Source organism: Kosakonia sp. CFBP8986 (assembly GCF_034044935.1).
Lineage (GTDB): Bacteria > Pseudomonadota > Gammaproteobacteria > Enterobacterales > Enterobacteriaceae > Kosakonia > Kosakonia cowanii.
Window position 1 is genome coordinate 420032 of the sequence record NZ_JAXCXB010000003.1, and the last position, 16017, is coordinate 436048.

Genomic DNA, 16017 nt, shown 5'->3' on the forward strand with positions numbered 1-16017 from the left:
ACTTTGTTGTGACATTTGCTTAAAAGGAAAACGAAGTGGGGCAACATATTCCCATTACGCTCGGAAATATTGCGCCGCTGGCGCTGAAACCGTTTCGACCGGGACGTCTGGCACTGGTGTGCGAAGGCGGCGGCCAGCGCGGCATCTTTACCGCGGGCGTGCTGGATGAGTTTATGCGCGCCGACTTCAACCCTTTCGATCTCTTCTTTGGCACCTCTGCCGGCGCGCAGAACCTGTCGGCGTATGTCTGCAACCAACCGGGTTACGCGCGTAAAGTGATTATGCGCTACACCACGCGACGGGAATTTTTCGACCCGCTGCGCTTTGTGCGCGGGGGCAACCTTATCGATCTTGATTGGCTGGTTAACGCCACCGCGACGGAGATGCCACTGGCAATGGATCATGGCGTACGCGCTTTTGACGCCGGCAAAGCCTTTTACATGTGCGCCTGCCGCCAGGATGATTATTCGGCGGAGTATTTTTTACCTAATCATCAGACATGGCTCGACCTGATCCGCGCCTCAAGTGCCATTCCAGGCTTCTATCGCACCGGCGTGGCGCTGAGCGGCGTCAACTATCTGGACGGTGGCGTCAGCGACGCAATCCCGGTGCAGGAAGCCGCGCGTCGCGGGGCCGATACCATCGTGGTGATCCGCACCGTGCCGTCGCAGATGTACTACACGCCGCAGTGGTTCAAGCGTATGGAGCGTTGGCTCGGCGAAAGCAGCCTGCAGTCGCTGGTCAACCTGGTGCAGCACCATGAGAAGAGCTATCTCGCCACGCAGCAGTTTATTGAGTCCCCGCCGGGCAAGCTGCGCATCATTGAAATCTACCCGCCGAAGCTGTTAAAAAGCATGGCGCTCGGCAGCCGTTTACCGGCGCTGCGGGAAGATTATAAAATTGGCCGCTTATGCGGACGCTACTTCCTGGCAACGGTGGGCAAGCTGCTGGCCGAGACGCCGCCGCTGCTGCGCTATACGCCGGTGGTTGCGCCGACAACGCGCGTGGTGCCGCCCGCCGAAGTGGCGAACGACGCGCTTGATCTGCCGCTGGTGACCGCGCCGGAGGCCAATGATATTTCGCTCAATAACGAGGACAGCGCGTGAGTTTTCGCTTTATCGATACCCACTGCCATTTCGATTTTGAACCCTTCAAAGGCGATGAAGCAGCCAGTATCGCCCGCGCGGCAGAGGCGGGCGTTGAGCGTATTATTGTGCCCGCCATCGCCGCCCGCTATTTTGACCGTGTCTGCAACCTGGCGCAGCAGCATCACGCCCTCTATGCCGCGCTGGGCCTGCACCCGATTGTGGTGGAGGAGCATACGCAGCAGAGCCTGGAAGAGCTGGATGCGCTGCTCGCCACACGGCCTGAGAAGGTGATCGCCATTGGCGAAATCGGCCTTGACCTTTATCGCGATAATCCGCAGTTTGAGCGCCAGCAGGAACTGCTTGATGCGCAGCTAAAAATGGCGAAGCGCTATGATTTGCCGGTCCTTCTTCACTCCCGCCGCACCCATGACAAGCTGGCGATGCAGCTGAAAAAGCATAACCTGCCGCGAACCGGCGTGGTGCACGGCTTTGCCGGCAGTCTGCAACAGGCGCAGCGCTTTATCGATCTTGGCTACTGTATCGGCGTTGGCGGCACCATTACCTATCCACGCGCCAGTAAAACCCGCGATGTGATGGCGCAGCTGCCGCTCGCCTCACTACTGCTTGAAACCGACGCGCCCGATATGCCGCTCAACGGTTTTCAGGGGCAGCCCAATCGCCCGGAGCGGGCTGCAAACGTTTTTGCAACCCTCTGCGAGCTGCGTCCGGAAGCGCCGGATGTGATTGCTAACGCGCTGTTTCACAATACCCAACGGCTCTTCGCTCTGCCTGATTCCCGGCTGTAACGCTTTTTCGTCGGCAGGCACACTCTCCTATGTTAAAATTCTCACATTCAAATGGCGTGGGTGTCCGCGGCTTCTTTTGCGCGTTGTCCTCTACCCGTGCCGGAATAATTTGATCAATGTCTCGTTGCAGTTATGCAAGCGTAAGCAAACTTTTTGCTAACTGTGATGCGTGTCGAAGTGTAATTGTGGGTGAATGTTAGAATACTCACAAAACCGAACTGAAACCGGCATTATGCCGTCGGAGAGAATATGACTGATTTAACTGCCAGCAGCCTGCGCGCGCTGAAACTGATGGACCTGACCACCCTGAATGATGACGACACCAATGAGAAAGTCATTGCACTGTGCCATCAGGCGAAAACCCCGGTCGGCAACACTGCCGCGATCTGCATCTATCCGCGTTTTATCCCGATTGCGCGTAAGACCCTGAACGAGCAGGGGACGCCAGAGATCCGCATCGCTACCGTCACCAACTTCCCGCACGGTAATGACGATATCGAGATTGCGCTGGCGGAAACCCGCGCGGCCATCGCCTACGGCGCGGACGAAGTGGACGTTGTTTTCCCATACCGCGCGCTGATCGCCGGTAACGAGCAGATCGGTTTCGATCTGGTGAAAGCGTGTAAAGAGGCCTGTGCGGCGGCGAATGTGCTGCTGAAAGTGATTATCGAAACCGGTGAGCTGAAAGAGGAAGCATTAATCCGCAAAGCCTCTGAAATCTCCATCAACGCCGGGGCAGATTTTATTAAAACTTCCACCGGTAAAGTGCCGGTCAACGCCACGCCTGAGAGCGCGCGCATCATGCTGGAAGTGATCCGCGATATGGGCGTAGAAGAAAGCGTTGGTTTTAAACCGGCGGGCGGCGTGCGCACGGCGGAAGATGCGCAGCAGTACCTGGCGATTGCCGATGAGCTGTTTGGCGCCGACTGGGCCGATGCGCGTCACTACCGCTTTGGCGCGTCCAGCCTGCTGGCGAGCCTGCTGAAAGCGCTCGGTCACGGCGACGGTAAAAGCGGTAGCGCTTACTGATGATCGCCTGATGGCGCTGCGCCATCATTCGCCATATTGCCGGGCTGAATCCGTTGCCCGGCCCTCTCTATCCTCAGGGGGTTACCTTGTTTCTCGCTCAAGAAATTATTCGTAAAAAACGCGATGGCATCGCGCTGAGTGATGAAGAAATCCGTTTCTTTATCAACGGAATTCGCGATAACACCGTTTCTGAAGGGCAAATCGCCGCGCTGGCGATGACCATTTTCTTCCATGATATGAGTATGCCGGAGCGCGTCTCGCTGACCATGGCGATGCGTGATTCCGGTACCGTGCTTGACTGGAAAAGCCTCGATCTTAATGGCCCGGTGGTCGATAAGCACTCCACCGGCGGCGTTGGCGATGTGACATCGTTGATGCTCGGCCCGATGGTGGCGGCCTGCGGCGGCTATATCCCGATGATCTCCGGGCGCGGCCTCGGCCATACGGGCGGCACGCTCGATAAGCTGGAAGCGATTCCGGGCTTTGATATTTTCCCCTCCGACCAGCGTTTTCGCGACATCATCAAAGAGGTTGGCGTGGCGATTATCGGCCAGACCAACTCGCTGGCACCGGCAGATAAGCGCTTCTACGCCACCCGCGATATCACCGCCACCGTTGACTCCATTCCGCTGATCACTGCCTCGATCCTCGCCAAAAAACTGGCGGAAGGGCTTGATGCGCTGGTGATGGATGTGAAGGTGGGCAGCGGGGCGTTTATGCCGACCTATGAGCGTTCAGAACAGCTGGCGGAAGCGATTGTGGGCGTTGCCAACGGTGCAGGCGTGCGTACGACCGCGCTGCTGACCGATATGAATCAGGTGCTGGCCTCTAGCGCCGGTAACGCGGTGGAAGTGCGCGAAGCGGTGCAGTTCCTGACGGGCGAATACCGTAATCCGCGTCTGTTTGAGGTGACAATGGCCCTCAGCGCCGAAATGCTCATCTCCGGCAAACTGGCAAAAGATGACGCTGACGCGCGTGCGAAATTGCAGGCGGTGCTGGATAACGGTAAAGCGGCCGAGATTTTCGGGCGCATGGTCGCCGCGCAGAAAGGTCCGCATGATTTTGTTGAGCACTACGATCGCTATTTACCGACGGCAACCCTGAGCAAAGCGGTTTACGCCGACGATGAAGGGTTTGTCAGCGCAATGGATACCCGCGAACTGGGTATGGCGGTCGTCACGCTGGGCGGTGGTCGCCGCCAGGCGTCCGATACCATTGATTACAGCGTTGGCTTAACCGACATGGTGCGCCTCGGCGAGCAGGTTGACGGCCAACGTCCGCTCGCCATTATTCACGCCAAAGATGAAGCCAGCTGGCAGAGCGCCGCACAGGTGGTGAAAGCGGCAATAAGTGTGAGCGACCGCGCACCAAAAGAGACACCGACGGTCTATCGCCGCATAACTGAATAGCGGTATACTGATCTGATCGCTTTTTTTCAAAGCACAAGGTACGGAGAACATATGAAACGTGCATTTATCATGGTGCTGGACTCTTTCGGCATCGGCGCGACAGAAGACGCGGATCGCTTCGGCGACGCGGGTTCCGACACTCTCGGCCACATCGCTGAAGCCTGTGCGAAAGGTGAAGCAGATACCGGGCGCAAAGGTCCGCTTAATCTACCGAATCTCACTCGCCTCGGGCTTGCGAAAGCCCACGAAGGCGCAACCGGCGCGATTCCTGCCGGTATGGACGGCAACGCCGAGATTATTGGCGCGTATGCCTGGGCGCATGAACTCTCTTCCGGGAAAGATACGCCGTCAGGCCACTGGGAAATCGCCGGTGTACCAGTACTTTTCGACTGGGGCTACTTCAGCGATACCGAAAACAGCTTCCCGCAGGAACTGCTGGATAAGCTGGTCGAGCGCGCTAATCTGCCGGGTTATCTCGGCAACTGCCACTCCTCCGGGACGGTCATTCTTGACCAGCTCGGCGAAGAGCATATGAAAACCGGCAAGCCGATTTTCTATACCTCTGCCGACTCGGTGTTCCAGATTGCCTGCCACGAAGAGACCTTTGGTCTCGATAAGCTCTATGAACTGTGCGAAATTGCCCGTGAAGAGCTGACCGAAGGCGGCTACAACATTGGCCGCGTTATCGCGCGTCCGTTTGTGGGCGACAACGCGGGTAACTTCCAGCGTACCGGCAACCGTCACGATCTGGCCGTTGAGCCGCCGTCCGCGACGGTGCTGCAAAAACTGGTTGAAGAGAAGGATGGGCAGGTGGTCTCCGTCGGTAAAATCGCCGATATCTATGCCAACTGCGGTATCACTAAAAAAGTGAAGGCAACCGGCCTTGACGCACTGTTTGATGCCACCATTACCGAGATGAAAGAAGCGGGCGATAAGACCATCGTCTTCACCAACTTCGTCGATTTTGACTCATCCTGGGGCCATCGCCGCGATGTCGCCGGTTATGCGGGCGGGCTGGAGCTGTTCGACCGCCGTCTGCCGGAGCTGATGGAGCTGGTGGGTGAAGATGATATCCTGATCCTTACCGCCGACCACGGCTGCGATCCGACCTGGAAAGGCACCGATCATACCCGCGAACACATTCCGGTACTGATCTACGGCCCGAAAGTAAAAGCAGGCTCGTTGGGACACCGCGAGACCTTCGCTGATATTGGTCAGACGATCGCCCGCTACTTCGGCGTCTCTGATATGGAGTATGGCAAAGCCATGTTCTGATGTTTTTGGGCGGGGTCTTTCCCGCCCTCCATTTTCTAACAAGTCAAAGGAAGCAACGATGGCAACCCCACATATCAATGCAGAAATGGGCGATTTCGCGGACGTCGTACTGATGCCGGGCGACCCGCTGCGCGCAAAGCACATCGCCGAAACGTTTCTCGAAGATTATCGTGAAGTGAACAACGTGCGCGGCATGCTGGGCTACACCGGCACCTACAAAGGCCGCAAAATCTCTGTAATGGGTCACGGTATGGGTATTCCCTCCTGCTCCATCTACACCAAAGAGCTGATCACCGATTTTGGCGTCAAAAAGATCATCCGCGTCGGCTCCTGCGGTGCCGTGCGTATGGATGTGAAACTGCGTGACATCGTCATCGGTATGGGTGCCTGCACCGACTCCAAAGTGAACCGTATGCGTTTCAAGGATCACGACTTCGCAGCGATCGCGGATTTCGACATGGTGCGTAACGCGGTTGACGCGGCGAAAAACCTTGGCGTCGACGCGCGCGTGGGTAACCTCTTCTCTGCCGATCTCTTCTACTCCCCGGATGGCGAGATGTTCGACGTGATGGAGAAGTACGGCATTCTCGGCGTTGAGATGGAAGCGGCGGGTATCTATGGCGTTGCGGCAGAGTTCGGTGCGAAAGCGCTGACTATCTGCACCGTTTCCGACCATATCCGCACCCACGAGCAGACCACCTCCGATGAGCGTCAAACTACGTTCAACGACATGATCAAAATCGCGCTGGAATCTGTCCTGCTGGGCGACAACGCGTAATTTTGCCTGCCGGGCGGCGGTAAGGTTGCCCGGCATTTTACCCCCTCACTATCTATTCACTTATTTTTTCATCTTCATTTTTTTCTCTTTCAAATCATAAAAATAGTGATATAAATCTATTCAAGTATCTATTCAGGTATCTATTCACTATGCCGCTTCTTTCGGATTCACTATTACAAGGTCCCCGCACAGCCGCTGATTTGCGCAGTACCTTAAAGATCAGCCAGGCGACGTTTTCACGTCTTACGGCGTCGGAACCTCATATCCTGCAATTCGGCAAAGCGCGCGCGACGCGTTATGCCTTATTGCGCCCTGTTCGCGGTATTGAGCTTTTTCCGTTGTGGCGTATTGATGAAAATGGGCGGGCCTGTAAATGGGGAGAATTACGCCCCTGCTGGCCGCAGGGAAGTTGTCTGGTGAGTATGGAGGACGGAAGCTGGCAATGGTTTGATGGCATCCCCTGGTACCTGACCGATTTACGTCCGCAGGGATTTTTAGGGCGAGCGTGGGGACGCAACATTGCTCAACAATTTGAACTCCCGGAAGATATTCGCCTGTGGCAGGAAGAAGATGTGCTTTTTGCGCTCGCCATGAGTGCGAACGAGCAGAGCGGCGGCTGGTTAATTGGCGAGGCAGGCTATCAAAAATGGATCGCGGCTTCTCCACCTGCGGCAATAACAGAAGATGAGAAGCTGAACTGCTATGCCGAGCTTGCTTTCAAGGCGCTTCAAGGAGAAATCATCGGCTCCTCCGCTGGAGGTGAACAGCCAAAATTTATGTGTTATGCGCAAACCGGTGCGGAATATGCTCACCGGCTGGTTAAGTTTACCGCTCCGCAGACCACTGAAGCTGCCGTGCGCTGGGGGGATTTATTGATTGCAGAATCCCTCGCGCTTGCTGTCCTGGCAAACGCCGGAATTGAAAGCACGCATTCCGTTGCGTTGATGGGCGAAAACCGACAAGTGTTTCTCGAAACGCGCCGCTTTGATTGTGTTGGTACAGAAGGCCGCCGCGCTATTGTCTCCCTGGAGTCACTGCAAAGTGAATTTGTTTCTTCCCCAGGCGCATGGCCAAAAGTTGTCGCCGAGTTAGTGAAACAGCGGCAAACAGATGCCGAATCGTTAACACTCACGGAGCAGATTTGGGCATTTGGGCGGCTGATTGCTAATAGTGATATGCATGCTGGTAATCTCTCCTTTTTTCTCTCAACACCACCGATGAAACTGACCCCGGTCTACGATATGTTACCGATGGCCTTTGCTCCTGCAACCGCTGGCATGATGCGGCAAGAGGCCGTTGATCTGGTTGTCGACACGCAGGTTAAGAAGGAGGCCTGGGATGTTGCTATCCCGCTGGCAAACCAGTTCTGGCAGGCTGTGGCGGACGATATACGCATTAGCGATGGCTTCCGTCGAATTGCACGGGATATGAGAGGAAAGGTTGAGCAGGCAGCCCGAAGCGTAGACCGTATGGCGTGATCTCTCTGGCGCTACGCGTATCAGACCTGATAAGCGCAGCGCCATCATGCGTATTGTTCTATCGCACTGCCTGCACAATCCACGCCGACAGTTCGCGCAGCTCCTGTTGCTGCTGCGGGAAATCCACCAGTAGCGCATCGCACGCCTGCGCCAGCATATCGGCGCGATAGAGGCAGCCCTGCAAACGTGCCGCCAGCGCTTCCAGCGGTGCCGGGTTCAGGCTGTCGGTAAAGATCTGCGTGCGGGTGATGTGCCCCTTTTCGACATCGAAGTGCAGCTCCACACCGCCCCATGTAAAACGCTCATCCAGTAAATGGCTGAAGGCCGGGGCCTGGCCGAAGTTCCACTCCCAGCTGCTCTGGCGGGCAAAGGTTTCGGCAAAGTTCGGCAGGTCCGGGGTTTTGTCCGGCGAGATAACCTCTGCCTCGACACGTTCGCCATAGTGCTCAAAGAAGGCCTCGGTGACGGCGGCGCAAATCTGCTCATGGGTGATGCCCGGCAGCAGATCGACCAGATTCGCCACCCGACCGCGCACGGAGGTGATGCCTTTGGCCTGCAACTTCTTCTTATCCGGGTTGAGATAGTTCGCCAGACGGCTGAGATCGGCATTGAGCAGCAGCGTGCCGTGGTGAAAGCCGCGATCCGGCGTTTCGCGATAGGCCGAGCCGGAGATTTTTCGGTCCCCCTCGGCGGTTTTGACCACCAGGTCGTTGCGCCCGGAGGCTTCCGCGTTAATGCCCAGCGCCTGTAGCGCATTGAGCACAATGGTGGTGGAGACGGTTTTGTCATACTCCGGCTTGCCTGCCATAAAGGTAAAACAGGTATTGCCGAGATCGTGGAACACCGCGCCGCCGCCGCTGCTGCGCCTTGCCAGCCGCACGTTGTCCTCTTCCATGCGGCGAGTGTTGCACTCCTTCCACGGATTCTGCGCCCGGCCAATCACCACCGTATCGGCGTTGCGCCAGAGAAACAGCACCCGCTGCGTGGCGGGCATCTGGCGGAAAATCGACTCTTCAACCGCCAGGTTAAACCACGGATCGTAAGAGTCGGAGATAAGAAGACGAAGCGTCGACATAGGCGATATCCTTGCTAAAAAATCAGGGAGCGTACGGGAAGCCGCTGCGGCTACTCTCGCTTTTCCTGCTCATCCTCTTCCGGCACCGCTTTATTGGCCGTCAGCAGGAAGGGGGACTGTTGCCAGCGGGTACGTTTGCCCTGCAACAATGTACGCGTCAGCACCACGCCAATCGCCAGGGAGAGCAGCAGCATCAGACGCAGAATATTGGTGGTGTTATCCACCTGTTTGGCTTCGGTCGCCAGCGTGTGGGTATCCAGCGTTAGTCGCAGGTAACCCAGCGGGCCACTTTTGCCCTGAATCGGCTCGACAATCTGCTGGTTGAAGTAGGCACCCGCCTTTTTGCCATCCAGCGCCAGCCGGTCACGCACCTCAATACTTTCACCGGCGCGCGCCACCAGGTCGCCCTGTGCATCATAAACGCCGGCATCGAGAATGCGGCTCTCTTCCGTCAGCGGGCTTAAGATGGCGGCGATGCGTTTTTCATCGGGTGTTTCGGTACGCATCAGCGGGGTAAGGTTGATCGTCACCTGGCGCGCCAGGGTTCTTGCCAGCTCTTCAAACTGCGGATTTCGCTGACGCTGATGCTTCTGGCTGAACCAGGAAGCACCCTGCATCAGCGCGACCAACAGCGCCAGACAGATAAGGACAATCACGGCGCGATGCAGCCGAAATTTAAGTTTTGCGCGACTCATGTGTCACCTGTTGTAAATTTGATGCTTAATGTTGCCAGAAGCGTTGATTACAAGGTAGCCTCTTGCGTTATTTTCCCCTCCGGTGCTTTCTGGCGCGAACGTTTTTACAGGAGCTTTAATGCCTAACAGTCTGACCTGGTGCGACCTGCCCGATGATGTTTCTCAGTGGCCGGGATTGCCGCTCTCTCTCAGTGGTGATGAGGTGATGCCTCTGGATTATCACGCTGGTCGCAGCGGCTGGTTGCTCTATAGCCGGAGCCTTGATAAGCAGCGTCTGACCACCTATCAGCGCAAGCTGGGTGCCGCGATGGTGATTGTTTCAGCCTGGAGCGTCGATGAGTATCAGGTGATCCGCCTGGCAGGCTCGCTGACGCCGCGCGCGACGCGCCTGGCGCACGATGAGGGCATGGATGTCGCACCGCTCGGTAAAATCCCGCACCTGCGCTCGCCAGGGCTGCTGGTGATGGATATGGACTCCACTGCGATCCAGATTGAGTGCATTGATGAGATCGCCAAACTGGCCGGAACCGGCGAACAGGTTGCTGAAGTGACCGAGCGCGCGATGCGCGGTGAACTCGATTTCACCGCCAGCCTGCGCAGCCGCGTGGCGACCTTAAAAGGCGCGGATGCTGCTATCCTGCATCAGGTGCGCGAAAATCTGCCGCTGATGCCGGGTCTGGTGCAGCTGGTGTTAAAACTGGAAACCCTCGGCTGGAAAGTGGCGATTGCCTCCGGCGGCTTTACCTTCTTTGCCGACTACCTGCGCGACAAGCTGCATCTGACGGCAGCGGTGGCGAATCAGCTGGAGATCGTCGACGGTAAATTTACCGGCCAGGTGCTGGGCGATATCGTCGATGCGCAGTACAAAGCGAAAACGCTGAAGCTGCTGGCGGAAGAGTATGAGATCGCCGCGGATCAGACCGTGGCGATTGGCGATGGCGCCAACGATCTTCCGATGATCAAATCTGCTGGCCTTGGCATCGCGTTTCACGCCAAACCGACCGTGAATGAGAAGGCGGAAGTGACCATTCGTCACGCCGACCTGATGGGCGTATTTTGTATCCTTTCCGGCAGTATTAATAAGAAGTAGAGGTGAATGTGGCGAAAGCTCCAAAACGTGCGTTTGTCTGTAATGAGTGCGGCGCTGATTATCCGCGCTGGCAGGGGCAATGCAGCGCCTGTCACGCCTGGAACACCATTACCGAAGTGCGCGTGGCCGCTTCGCCAACCGTTGCGCGCAACGAGCGCCTCTCCGGCTATGCGGGCAGCGCAGGCGTGTCGAAGGTGCAAAAGCTCTCCGACATCAGCCTCGAAGCGCTGCCGCGTTTCTCCACCGGTTTTAAAGAGTTTGACCGCGTCCTCGGCGGCGGCGTGGTGCCCGGCAGCGCCATTCTGATTGGCGGTAACCCTGGCGCGGGGAAATCGACGCTGCTGTTACAGACGCTCTGCAAGCTCGCCGAGCAGATGAAAACCCTTTATGTCACCGGCGAAGAGTCATTGCAGCAGGTGGCGATGCGTGCCCACCGTTTAGGGCTGCCGACCACTAACCTGAATATGCTCTCCGAGACCAGCATTGAGCAGATCTGCATGATTGCTGAAGAGGAGAAGCCGCGCCTGATGGTGATCGACTCCATCCAGGTGATGCATATGGCGGATATCCAGTCCTCGCCCGGCAGCGTCGCGCAGGTGCGCGAAACCGCGGCGTATCTCACCCGCTTTGCCAAAACCCGCGACGTGGCGATTGTGATGGTCGGCCACGTGACGAAAGATGGTTCGCTGGCGGGGCCGAAAGTGCTGGAGCACTGTATTGACTGTTCGGTACTGCTCGACGGCGATGCCGACTCCCGCTTCCGCACGCTGCGCAGCCATAAGAACCGCTTCGGCGCGGTGAATGAACTGGGCGTTTTCGCCATGACCGAGCAGGGGCTGCGCGAAGTGAGCAACCCGTCGGCCATCTTCCTTAGCCGTGGGGATGAAGTGACCTCCGGCAGTTCGGTGATGGTGGTCTGGGAAGGAACGCGCCCGCTGCTGGTGGAGATCCAGGCACTGGTCGATCACTCCATGATGTCGAACCCGCGCCGCGTGGCGGTAGGGCTTGAGCAGAACCGGCTGGCGATTTTACTGGCAGTCCTGCACCGCCACGGCGGTTTGCAGATGTCGGACCAGGATGTGTTTGTCAATGTGGTCGGCGGGGTGAAAGTGACGGAAACCAGCGCCGACTTAGCGCTGCTGCTGGCGATGGTCTCCAGCCTGCGCGATCGCCCGCTGCCGCAGGATTTGGTAGTGTTCGGCGAAGTCGGGCTGGCCGGTGAGATCCGCCCGGTACCAAGCGGCCAGGAGCGTATCTCGGAGGCGGCGAAGCACGGTTTTCGCCGGGCGATTGTTCCGGCGGCAAACGTGCCGAAAAAGGCGCCGGAAGGCATGCAGATCTTTGGCGTGAAGAAGCTCGCCGATGCGCTAAGCGTCTTTGACGACTTATAATTGGCTTATCACATTTGCAGGAGGCAACGATGTCGTCATTCGACTACTTAAAAACCGCCATTCGCCAGAAGGGCTGCACGTTGCAGCAGGTCGCGGATGCCAGCGGCATGACCAAAGGCTACTTAAGCCAGCTGCTGAATGCCAAAATCAAAAGCCCCAGCGCGCAAAAGCTGGAGGCGCTGCACCGTTTCCTCGGGCTGGATTTTCCGCGTCGCGAGAAAAATATCGGCGTGGTGTTCGGCAAGTTCTATCCGCTGCACACCGGCCATATCTACCTGATCCAGCGCGCCTGTAGCCAGGTTGACGAGCTGCATATCATCCTCGGTTATGACGAAACCCGCGATCGCGCGCTGTTTGAAGAGAGCGCGATGTCGCAGCAGCCGACGGTAAGCGATCGCTTGCGCTGGCTGCTGCAAACCTTTAAGTACCAGAAAAATATCCGCATCCATGCGTTCAACGAAGAGGGGATGGAGCCCTATCCTCACGGTTGGGACGTCTGGAGCAACGGCATCAAAGCCTTTATGGCGGAAAAGGGTATTACGCCGAACTGGATCTACACCTCTGAGGCTGCGGATGCGCCGCAATATTTGCAGCATCTCGGCACGGAAGCGGTGCTGGTCGATCCTGAGCGCACTTTTATGAACATCAGCGGCTCACAGATTCGTGAAAACCCGTTCCGCTACTGGGAGTACATTCCGACGGAAGTGAAGCCCTTCTTTGTGCGCACGGTGGCGATCCTTGGCGGTGAGTCGAGCGGGAAGTCGACGCTGGTGAACAAGCTTGCCAATATCTTCAATACCACCAGCGCCTGGGAGTTTGGTCGCGATTACGTCTTCTCCCATCTCGGTGGGGATGAGATTGCGCTGCAATATTCCGACTATGACAAAATTGCTCTAGGCCATGCGCAATATATTGATTTTGCGGTGAAGTATGCCAATAAAGTTGCCTTTATCGATACCGACTTTGTCACCACGCAGGCCTTCTGTAAAAAGTATGAGGGGCGCGAGCACCCCTTTGTGCAGGCGCTGATTGATGAATATCGTTTCGATCTGGTGATCCTGCTGGAAAATAACACGCCGTGGATCAACGACGGCTTGCGCAGCCTCGGCAGCTCTGTCGATCGCCGTGAGTTTCAGGATCTGCTGGTCTCGATGCTGGAGGCGAATAATATCGACTATGTTCGCGTTGAAGAGGCCGATTACGACTCACGCTTCCTGCAGTGCGTTGACCTGGTAAAACAGCTGATGGGCGCGTAGCGCGCTCTCTCTGGCCGGTCTGGCGCATGCGCCCTCCGGCCAGAAACAGCGCAGATGAGAGAGCGTTTTCCAGCGCATATGCACCTGCGCCAGCGCGGCAATCGAGCGCAGGTTCACTTTGCGCAGCAGATTGTATTTGTGGGTGCTCAGGGTTTTGCTGCCCAGCTCGCCATAATCAAAAATCCCGTTTTGATACTCGCTGTTCATCACATACGTCAGCAGTGCCCGCTCTTTGCGCGTGAGGGGCGGAGATGGTGGTGTATATTTGCGCTGCCGCCAGGGGCGATATTTCAGCTGGAGCGGCAACGTTTTTATAGCGATGCGTTTTTCGATTTTAAAAAAGGGCTGTAATAAAAAATGCTCAAAACATTGGTCGCCAGACATAATCGTTTTTAACGTCGGCAGCGTGGTAATAATCAGAAAGTGATTATCGAAATCGACGATAACGTCCTCTTCGGCAAGGTTGAAGATTCCCTGATCAGACAGCGCCCGCAGCCCGCACGCCAGGAAGCGATCGTCAGTAATGATGTGCATGAGAAGGCTCCGTTTACTGCCTGTTGCGAGGAAGCAAAATGGTAGCGACTGGGTGTAGCGTTATTCAAGATGCTGCTTTTTTAGCGAAAGCTAAAACAGATATTCTGCCGATAGTCATTGCGCAGTTATTTCTGCTTTGGATTAGCATTGTCTGATGCGGTTTATTTTTATTTTATTTCTATGGCGAATATAACGAGGTAGCTTATTCGTCCTGAATAACAGAAAAACAAAAATACTTTTTTAGCGCGGGAAAGAAGAGGAATTTGCTGAGGGTTTGCGGAAAAAAAAGCGAATGGGTTTCCCCATTCGCTCTGCTTATTACTTGGTAATACGTTTGTACTTGATACGCTTCGGCTCCAGCGCATCGGCGCCCAGCGTGCGTTTCTTGTACTCTTCGTATTCGGTGAAGTTACCTTCGAAGAACTCCACTTTACCCTCATCCTGATAATCCAGAATGTGGGTGGCGATACGGTCAAGGAACCAGCGGTCATGCGAGATAACCATCGCGCAGCCCGGGAACTCCAGCAGGGCGTTTTCCAGCGCGCGCAGGGTTTCGATATCCAGGTCGTTGGTTGGTTCATCGAGCAGCAGCATGTTGCCGCCAACCTGCAGCAGCTTCGCCAGGTGCAGACGACCGCGCTCACCGCCGGAGAGTTCGCCAACGCGTTTGCCCTGGTCGGTGCCTTTGAAGTTAAAGCGGCCAACGTAGGCGCGGCTTGGCATCTCGGTGTTGCCGATACGCATGATATCCAGCCCGCCGGAGACCTCTTCCCAGACGGTCTTGTTGTTATCCATCGCGTCACGGAACTGGTCAACAGAGGCCAGTTTCACCGTTTCACCGAGCGTGATCGTACCGGCATCAGGCTGCTCCTGACCGGACATCATGCGGAACAGCGTCGATTTACCAGCGCCGTTCGGGCCGATAATGCCGACGATAGCCCCTTTCGGTACGGAGAAGGAGAGGTTATCGATCAGCTGTCGGTCGCCGTAGGCTTTGCACAGGTTGCTGACTTCAACCACTTTATCGCCCAGGCGCGCGCCTGGCGGAATAAAGAGTTCGTTGGTTTCGTTACGTTTCTGGTACTCAGTGCTGTTAAGTTCTTCAAAGCGTGCCAGACGGGCTTTGCCCTTCGACTGACGGCCTTTCGCGCCCTGGCGAACCCACTCCAGCTCTTTCTCAATGGATTTACGGCGAGCCGCTTCCTGAGAAGCTTCCTGCGCCAGGCGCTGATCTTTCTGCTCCAGCCAGGAGGAGTAGTTGCCTTCCCATGGAATACCTTCACCACGGTCAAGCTCCAGGATCCAGCCCGCAACGTTATCGAGGAAGTAACGGTCGTGGGTAATCGCCACTACGGTACCTTCGAAGTCGTGCAGGAAGCGTTCCAGCCAGGCAACGGATTCAGCATCCAGGTGGTTGGTTGGTTCGTCGAGCAGCAGCATGTCCGGCTTTTCCAGCAGCAGACGGCACAGCGCGACGCGGCGGCGTTCACCCCCGGAGAGAGTGGCGATTTTCGCATCCCACTCCGGCAGACGCAGCGCATCGGCGGCGCGCTCAAGCTGCACGTTCAGGTTGTGACCGTCGTGCGCCTGGATAATCTCTTCCAGCTTGCCCTGCTCAGCGGCGAGCTTGTCGAAATCCGCCTCCGGCTCAGCGTAGAGTGCGTAAACTTCATCCAGACGTTTCAGCGCGTTAACCACTTCAGAAAGGGCTTCTTCAACCGATTCACGAACCGTCTGCTCAGGATTGAGCTGCGGCTCCTGCGGCAGGTAACCGATTTTAATACCCGGTTGCGCGCGCGCTTCCCCTTCGATGTCGGTATCAATACCGGCCATGATGCGCAGCAGCGTCGATTTACCGGCACCGTTAAGGCCGAGTACACCGATCTTTGCGCCGGGGAAGAAACTGAGGGAGATATTTTTCAGAATATGACGTTTCGGCGGAACAACTTTGCCGACACGGTGCATGGTATATACGAATTGAGCCACGGTGGACTTCGCCTCTTTGTTATGAGTAGTGCATTTAACAGCGGAGTGTAGCCGTTTTCGCGCGCTAATCCCAGCCAGCTGCGCTCACACTGTTAAATCACACCAGAAAGGTAAAAAAGTGTGCGTA

The 16017-nt window shown here is 56.6% G+C and carries 14 protein-coding genes; 10 read left to right on the top strand and 4 right to left on the bottom strand.

Annotated elements, in window-relative coordinates; translation table 11 throughout:
• Nucleotides 1-35: 35 nt before the first annotated feature.
• The 7 genes from SOM48_RS08720 (at nucleotide 36) to yjjJ (ending at nucleotide 7863) form a co-directional block, all read left to right on the top strand.
• Nucleotides 36-1106: a patatin-like phospholipase family protein gene (locus SOM48_RS08720; RefSeq protein ID WP_076768940.1), complete on the top strand. Its 1071-nt coding sequence runs from the start codon at nucleotides 36-38 to the stop codon at nucleotides 1104-1106.
• On the top strand, nucleotides 1103-1894 hold the full coding sequence (locus tag SOM48_RS08725) for a TatD family hydrolase (RefSeq protein ID WP_320511803.1): 792 nt from the start codon (nucleotides 1103-1105) through the stop codon (nucleotides 1892-1894). The genes SOM48_RS08720 and SOM48_RS08725 overlap by 4 nt, the downstream gene beginning before the upstream one ends.
• Before the next feature lie 249 nt (nucleotides 1895-2143).
• Complete coding sequence (gene deoC / locus SOM48_RS08730; RefSeq protein WP_288880508.1) at nucleotides 2144-2923, top strand: deoxyribose-phosphate aldolase; 780 nt, start codon at nucleotides 2144-2146, stop codon at nucleotides 2921-2923.
• 86 nt (nucleotides 2924-3009) lie between these two features.
• On the top strand, nucleotides 3010-4332 hold the full coding sequence (gene deoA / locus SOM48_RS08735) for a thymidine phosphorylase (RefSeq protein ID WP_320511804.1): 1323 nt from the start codon (nucleotides 3010-3012) through the stop codon (nucleotides 4330-4332).
• Between the two features lie 51 nt (nucleotides 4333-4383).
• The gene (deoB, locus tag SOM48_RS08740; protein WP_320511805.1) at nucleotides 4384-5607 is read left to right on the top strand and encodes a phosphopentomutase; all 1224 of its coding nucleotides are present in this window, start codon (nucleotides 4384-4386) and stop codon (nucleotides 5605-5607) included.
• Nucleotides 5608-5665: 58 nt separating this feature from the next.
• Entirely contained in the window at nucleotides 5666-6385 is a 720-nt protein-coding gene (gene deoD, locus SOM48_RS08745; RefSeq protein ID WP_023480392.1) for a purine-nucleoside phosphorylase, read from the top strand.
• Between the two features lie 149 nt (nucleotides 6386-6534).
• Entirely contained in the window at nucleotides 6535-7863 is a 1329-nt protein-coding gene (gene yjjJ, locus SOM48_RS08750) for a type II toxin-antitoxin system HipA family toxin YjjJ (protein WP_139567760.1), read from the top strand.
• A 58-nt stretch (nucleotides 7864-7921) separates the two neighbouring features.
• On the opposite strand, the gene lplA is transcribed toward yjjJ, so the two are convergent.
• On the bottom strand, nucleotides 7922-8938 hold the full coding sequence (lplA, locus tag SOM48_RS08755) for a lipoate--protein ligase (protein ID WP_320511806.1): 1017 nt from the start codon (nucleotides 8936-8938) through the stop codon (nucleotides 7922-7924).
• Nucleotides 8939-8988: 50 nt separating this feature from the next.
• Nucleotides 8989-9633 (bottom strand): YtjB family periplasmic protein, encoded by a 645-nt coding sequence (locus SOM48_RS08760; RefSeq protein WP_076768935.1) that lies wholly within the window; start codon nucleotides 9631-9633, stop codon nucleotides 8989-8991.
• A gap of 118 nt (nucleotides 9634-9751) precedes the next feature.
• Here SOM48_RS08760 and serB point away from each other — a divergent pair, with 118 nt between their 5' ends.
• Genes serB through nadR form a run of 3 tightly spaced genes read left to right on the top strand, consistent with a single transcriptional unit; the run spans nucleotide 9752 to nucleotide 13370 of the window.
• The gene (serB, locus tag SOM48_RS08765; protein ID WP_076768934.1) at nucleotides 9752-10723 is read left to right on the top strand and encodes a phosphoserine phosphatase; all 972 of its coding nucleotides are present in this window, start codon (nucleotides 9752-9754) and stop codon (nucleotides 10721-10723) included.
• A gap of 8 nt (nucleotides 10724-10731) precedes the next feature.
• Nucleotides 10732-12114: a DNA repair protein RadA gene (radA, locus tag SOM48_RS08770; protein ID WP_023480209.1), complete on the top strand. Its 1383-nt coding sequence runs from the start codon at nucleotides 10732-10734 to the stop codon at nucleotides 12112-12114.
• Nucleotides 12115-12143: 29 nt separating this feature from the next.
• Nucleotides 12144-13370 (top strand): multifunctional transcriptional regulator/nicotinamide-nucleotide adenylyltransferase/ribosylnicotinamide kinase NadR, encoded by a 1227-nt coding sequence (gene nadR, locus SOM48_RS08775; RefSeq protein WP_023480307.1) that lies wholly within the window; start codon nucleotides 12144-12146, stop codon nucleotides 13368-13370.
• Here nadR and SOM48_RS08780 read toward each other — a convergent pair.
• Complete coding sequence (locus SOM48_RS08780; RefSeq protein WP_313354113.1) at nucleotides 13320-13904, bottom strand: LuxR C-terminal-related transcriptional regulator; 585 nt, start codon at nucleotides 13902-13904, stop codon at nucleotides 13320-13322. The two genes, nadR and SOM48_RS08780, sit on opposite strands and share 51 nt — an antisense overlap.
• 318 nt (nucleotides 13905-14222) lie before the next feature.
• Nucleotides 14223-15890 carry an energy-dependent translational throttle protein EttA gene (gene ettA, locus SOM48_RS08785; RefSeq protein WP_042715999.1) on the bottom strand — a complete coding sequence of 556 codons (1668 nt, stop codon included), beginning with the start codon at nucleotides 15888-15890 and terminating at the stop codon, nucleotides 14223-14225.
• Nucleotides 15891-16017: the final 127 nt, after the last annotated feature.

Excerpts from the sequence above, each read along its gene's own strand:
- deoC (WP_288880508.1), top strand. The coding sequence starts at position 2,144 with ATGACTGATTTAACTGCCAGCAGCCTGCGCGCGCTGAAACTGATGGAC.
- deoD (WP_023480392.1), top strand. The coding sequence starts at position 5,666 with ATGGCAACCCCACATATCAATGCAGAAATGGGCGATTTCGCGGACGTC.
- lplA (WP_320511806.1), bottom strand. The coding sequence starts at position 8,938 with ATGTCGACGCTTCGTCTTCTTATCTCCGACTCTTACGATCCGTGGTTT.
- SOM48_RS08780 (WP_313354113.1), bottom strand. The coding sequence starts at position 13,904 with ATGCACATCATTACTGACGATCGCTTCCTGGCGTGCGGGCTGCGGGCG.
- serB (WP_076768934.1), top strand. The coding sequence starts at position 9,752 with ATGCCTAACAGTCTGACCTGGTGCGACCTGCCCGATGATGTTTCTCAG.
- nadR (WP_023480307.1), top strand. The coding sequence starts at position 12,144 with ATGTCGTCATTCGACTACTTAAAAACCGCCATTCGCCAGAAGGGCTGC.
- SOM48_RS08760 (WP_076768935.1), bottom strand. The coding sequence starts at position 9,633 with ATGAGTCGCGCAAAACTTAAATTTCGGCTGCATCGCGCCGTGATTGTC.
- deoB (WP_320511805.1), top strand. The coding sequence starts at position 4,384 with ATGAAACGTGCATTTATCATGGTGCTGGACTCTTTCGGCATCGGCGCG.
- yjjJ (WP_139567760.1), top strand. The coding sequence starts at position 6,535 with ATGCCGCTTCTTTCGGATTCACTATTACAAGGTCCCCGCACAGCCGCT.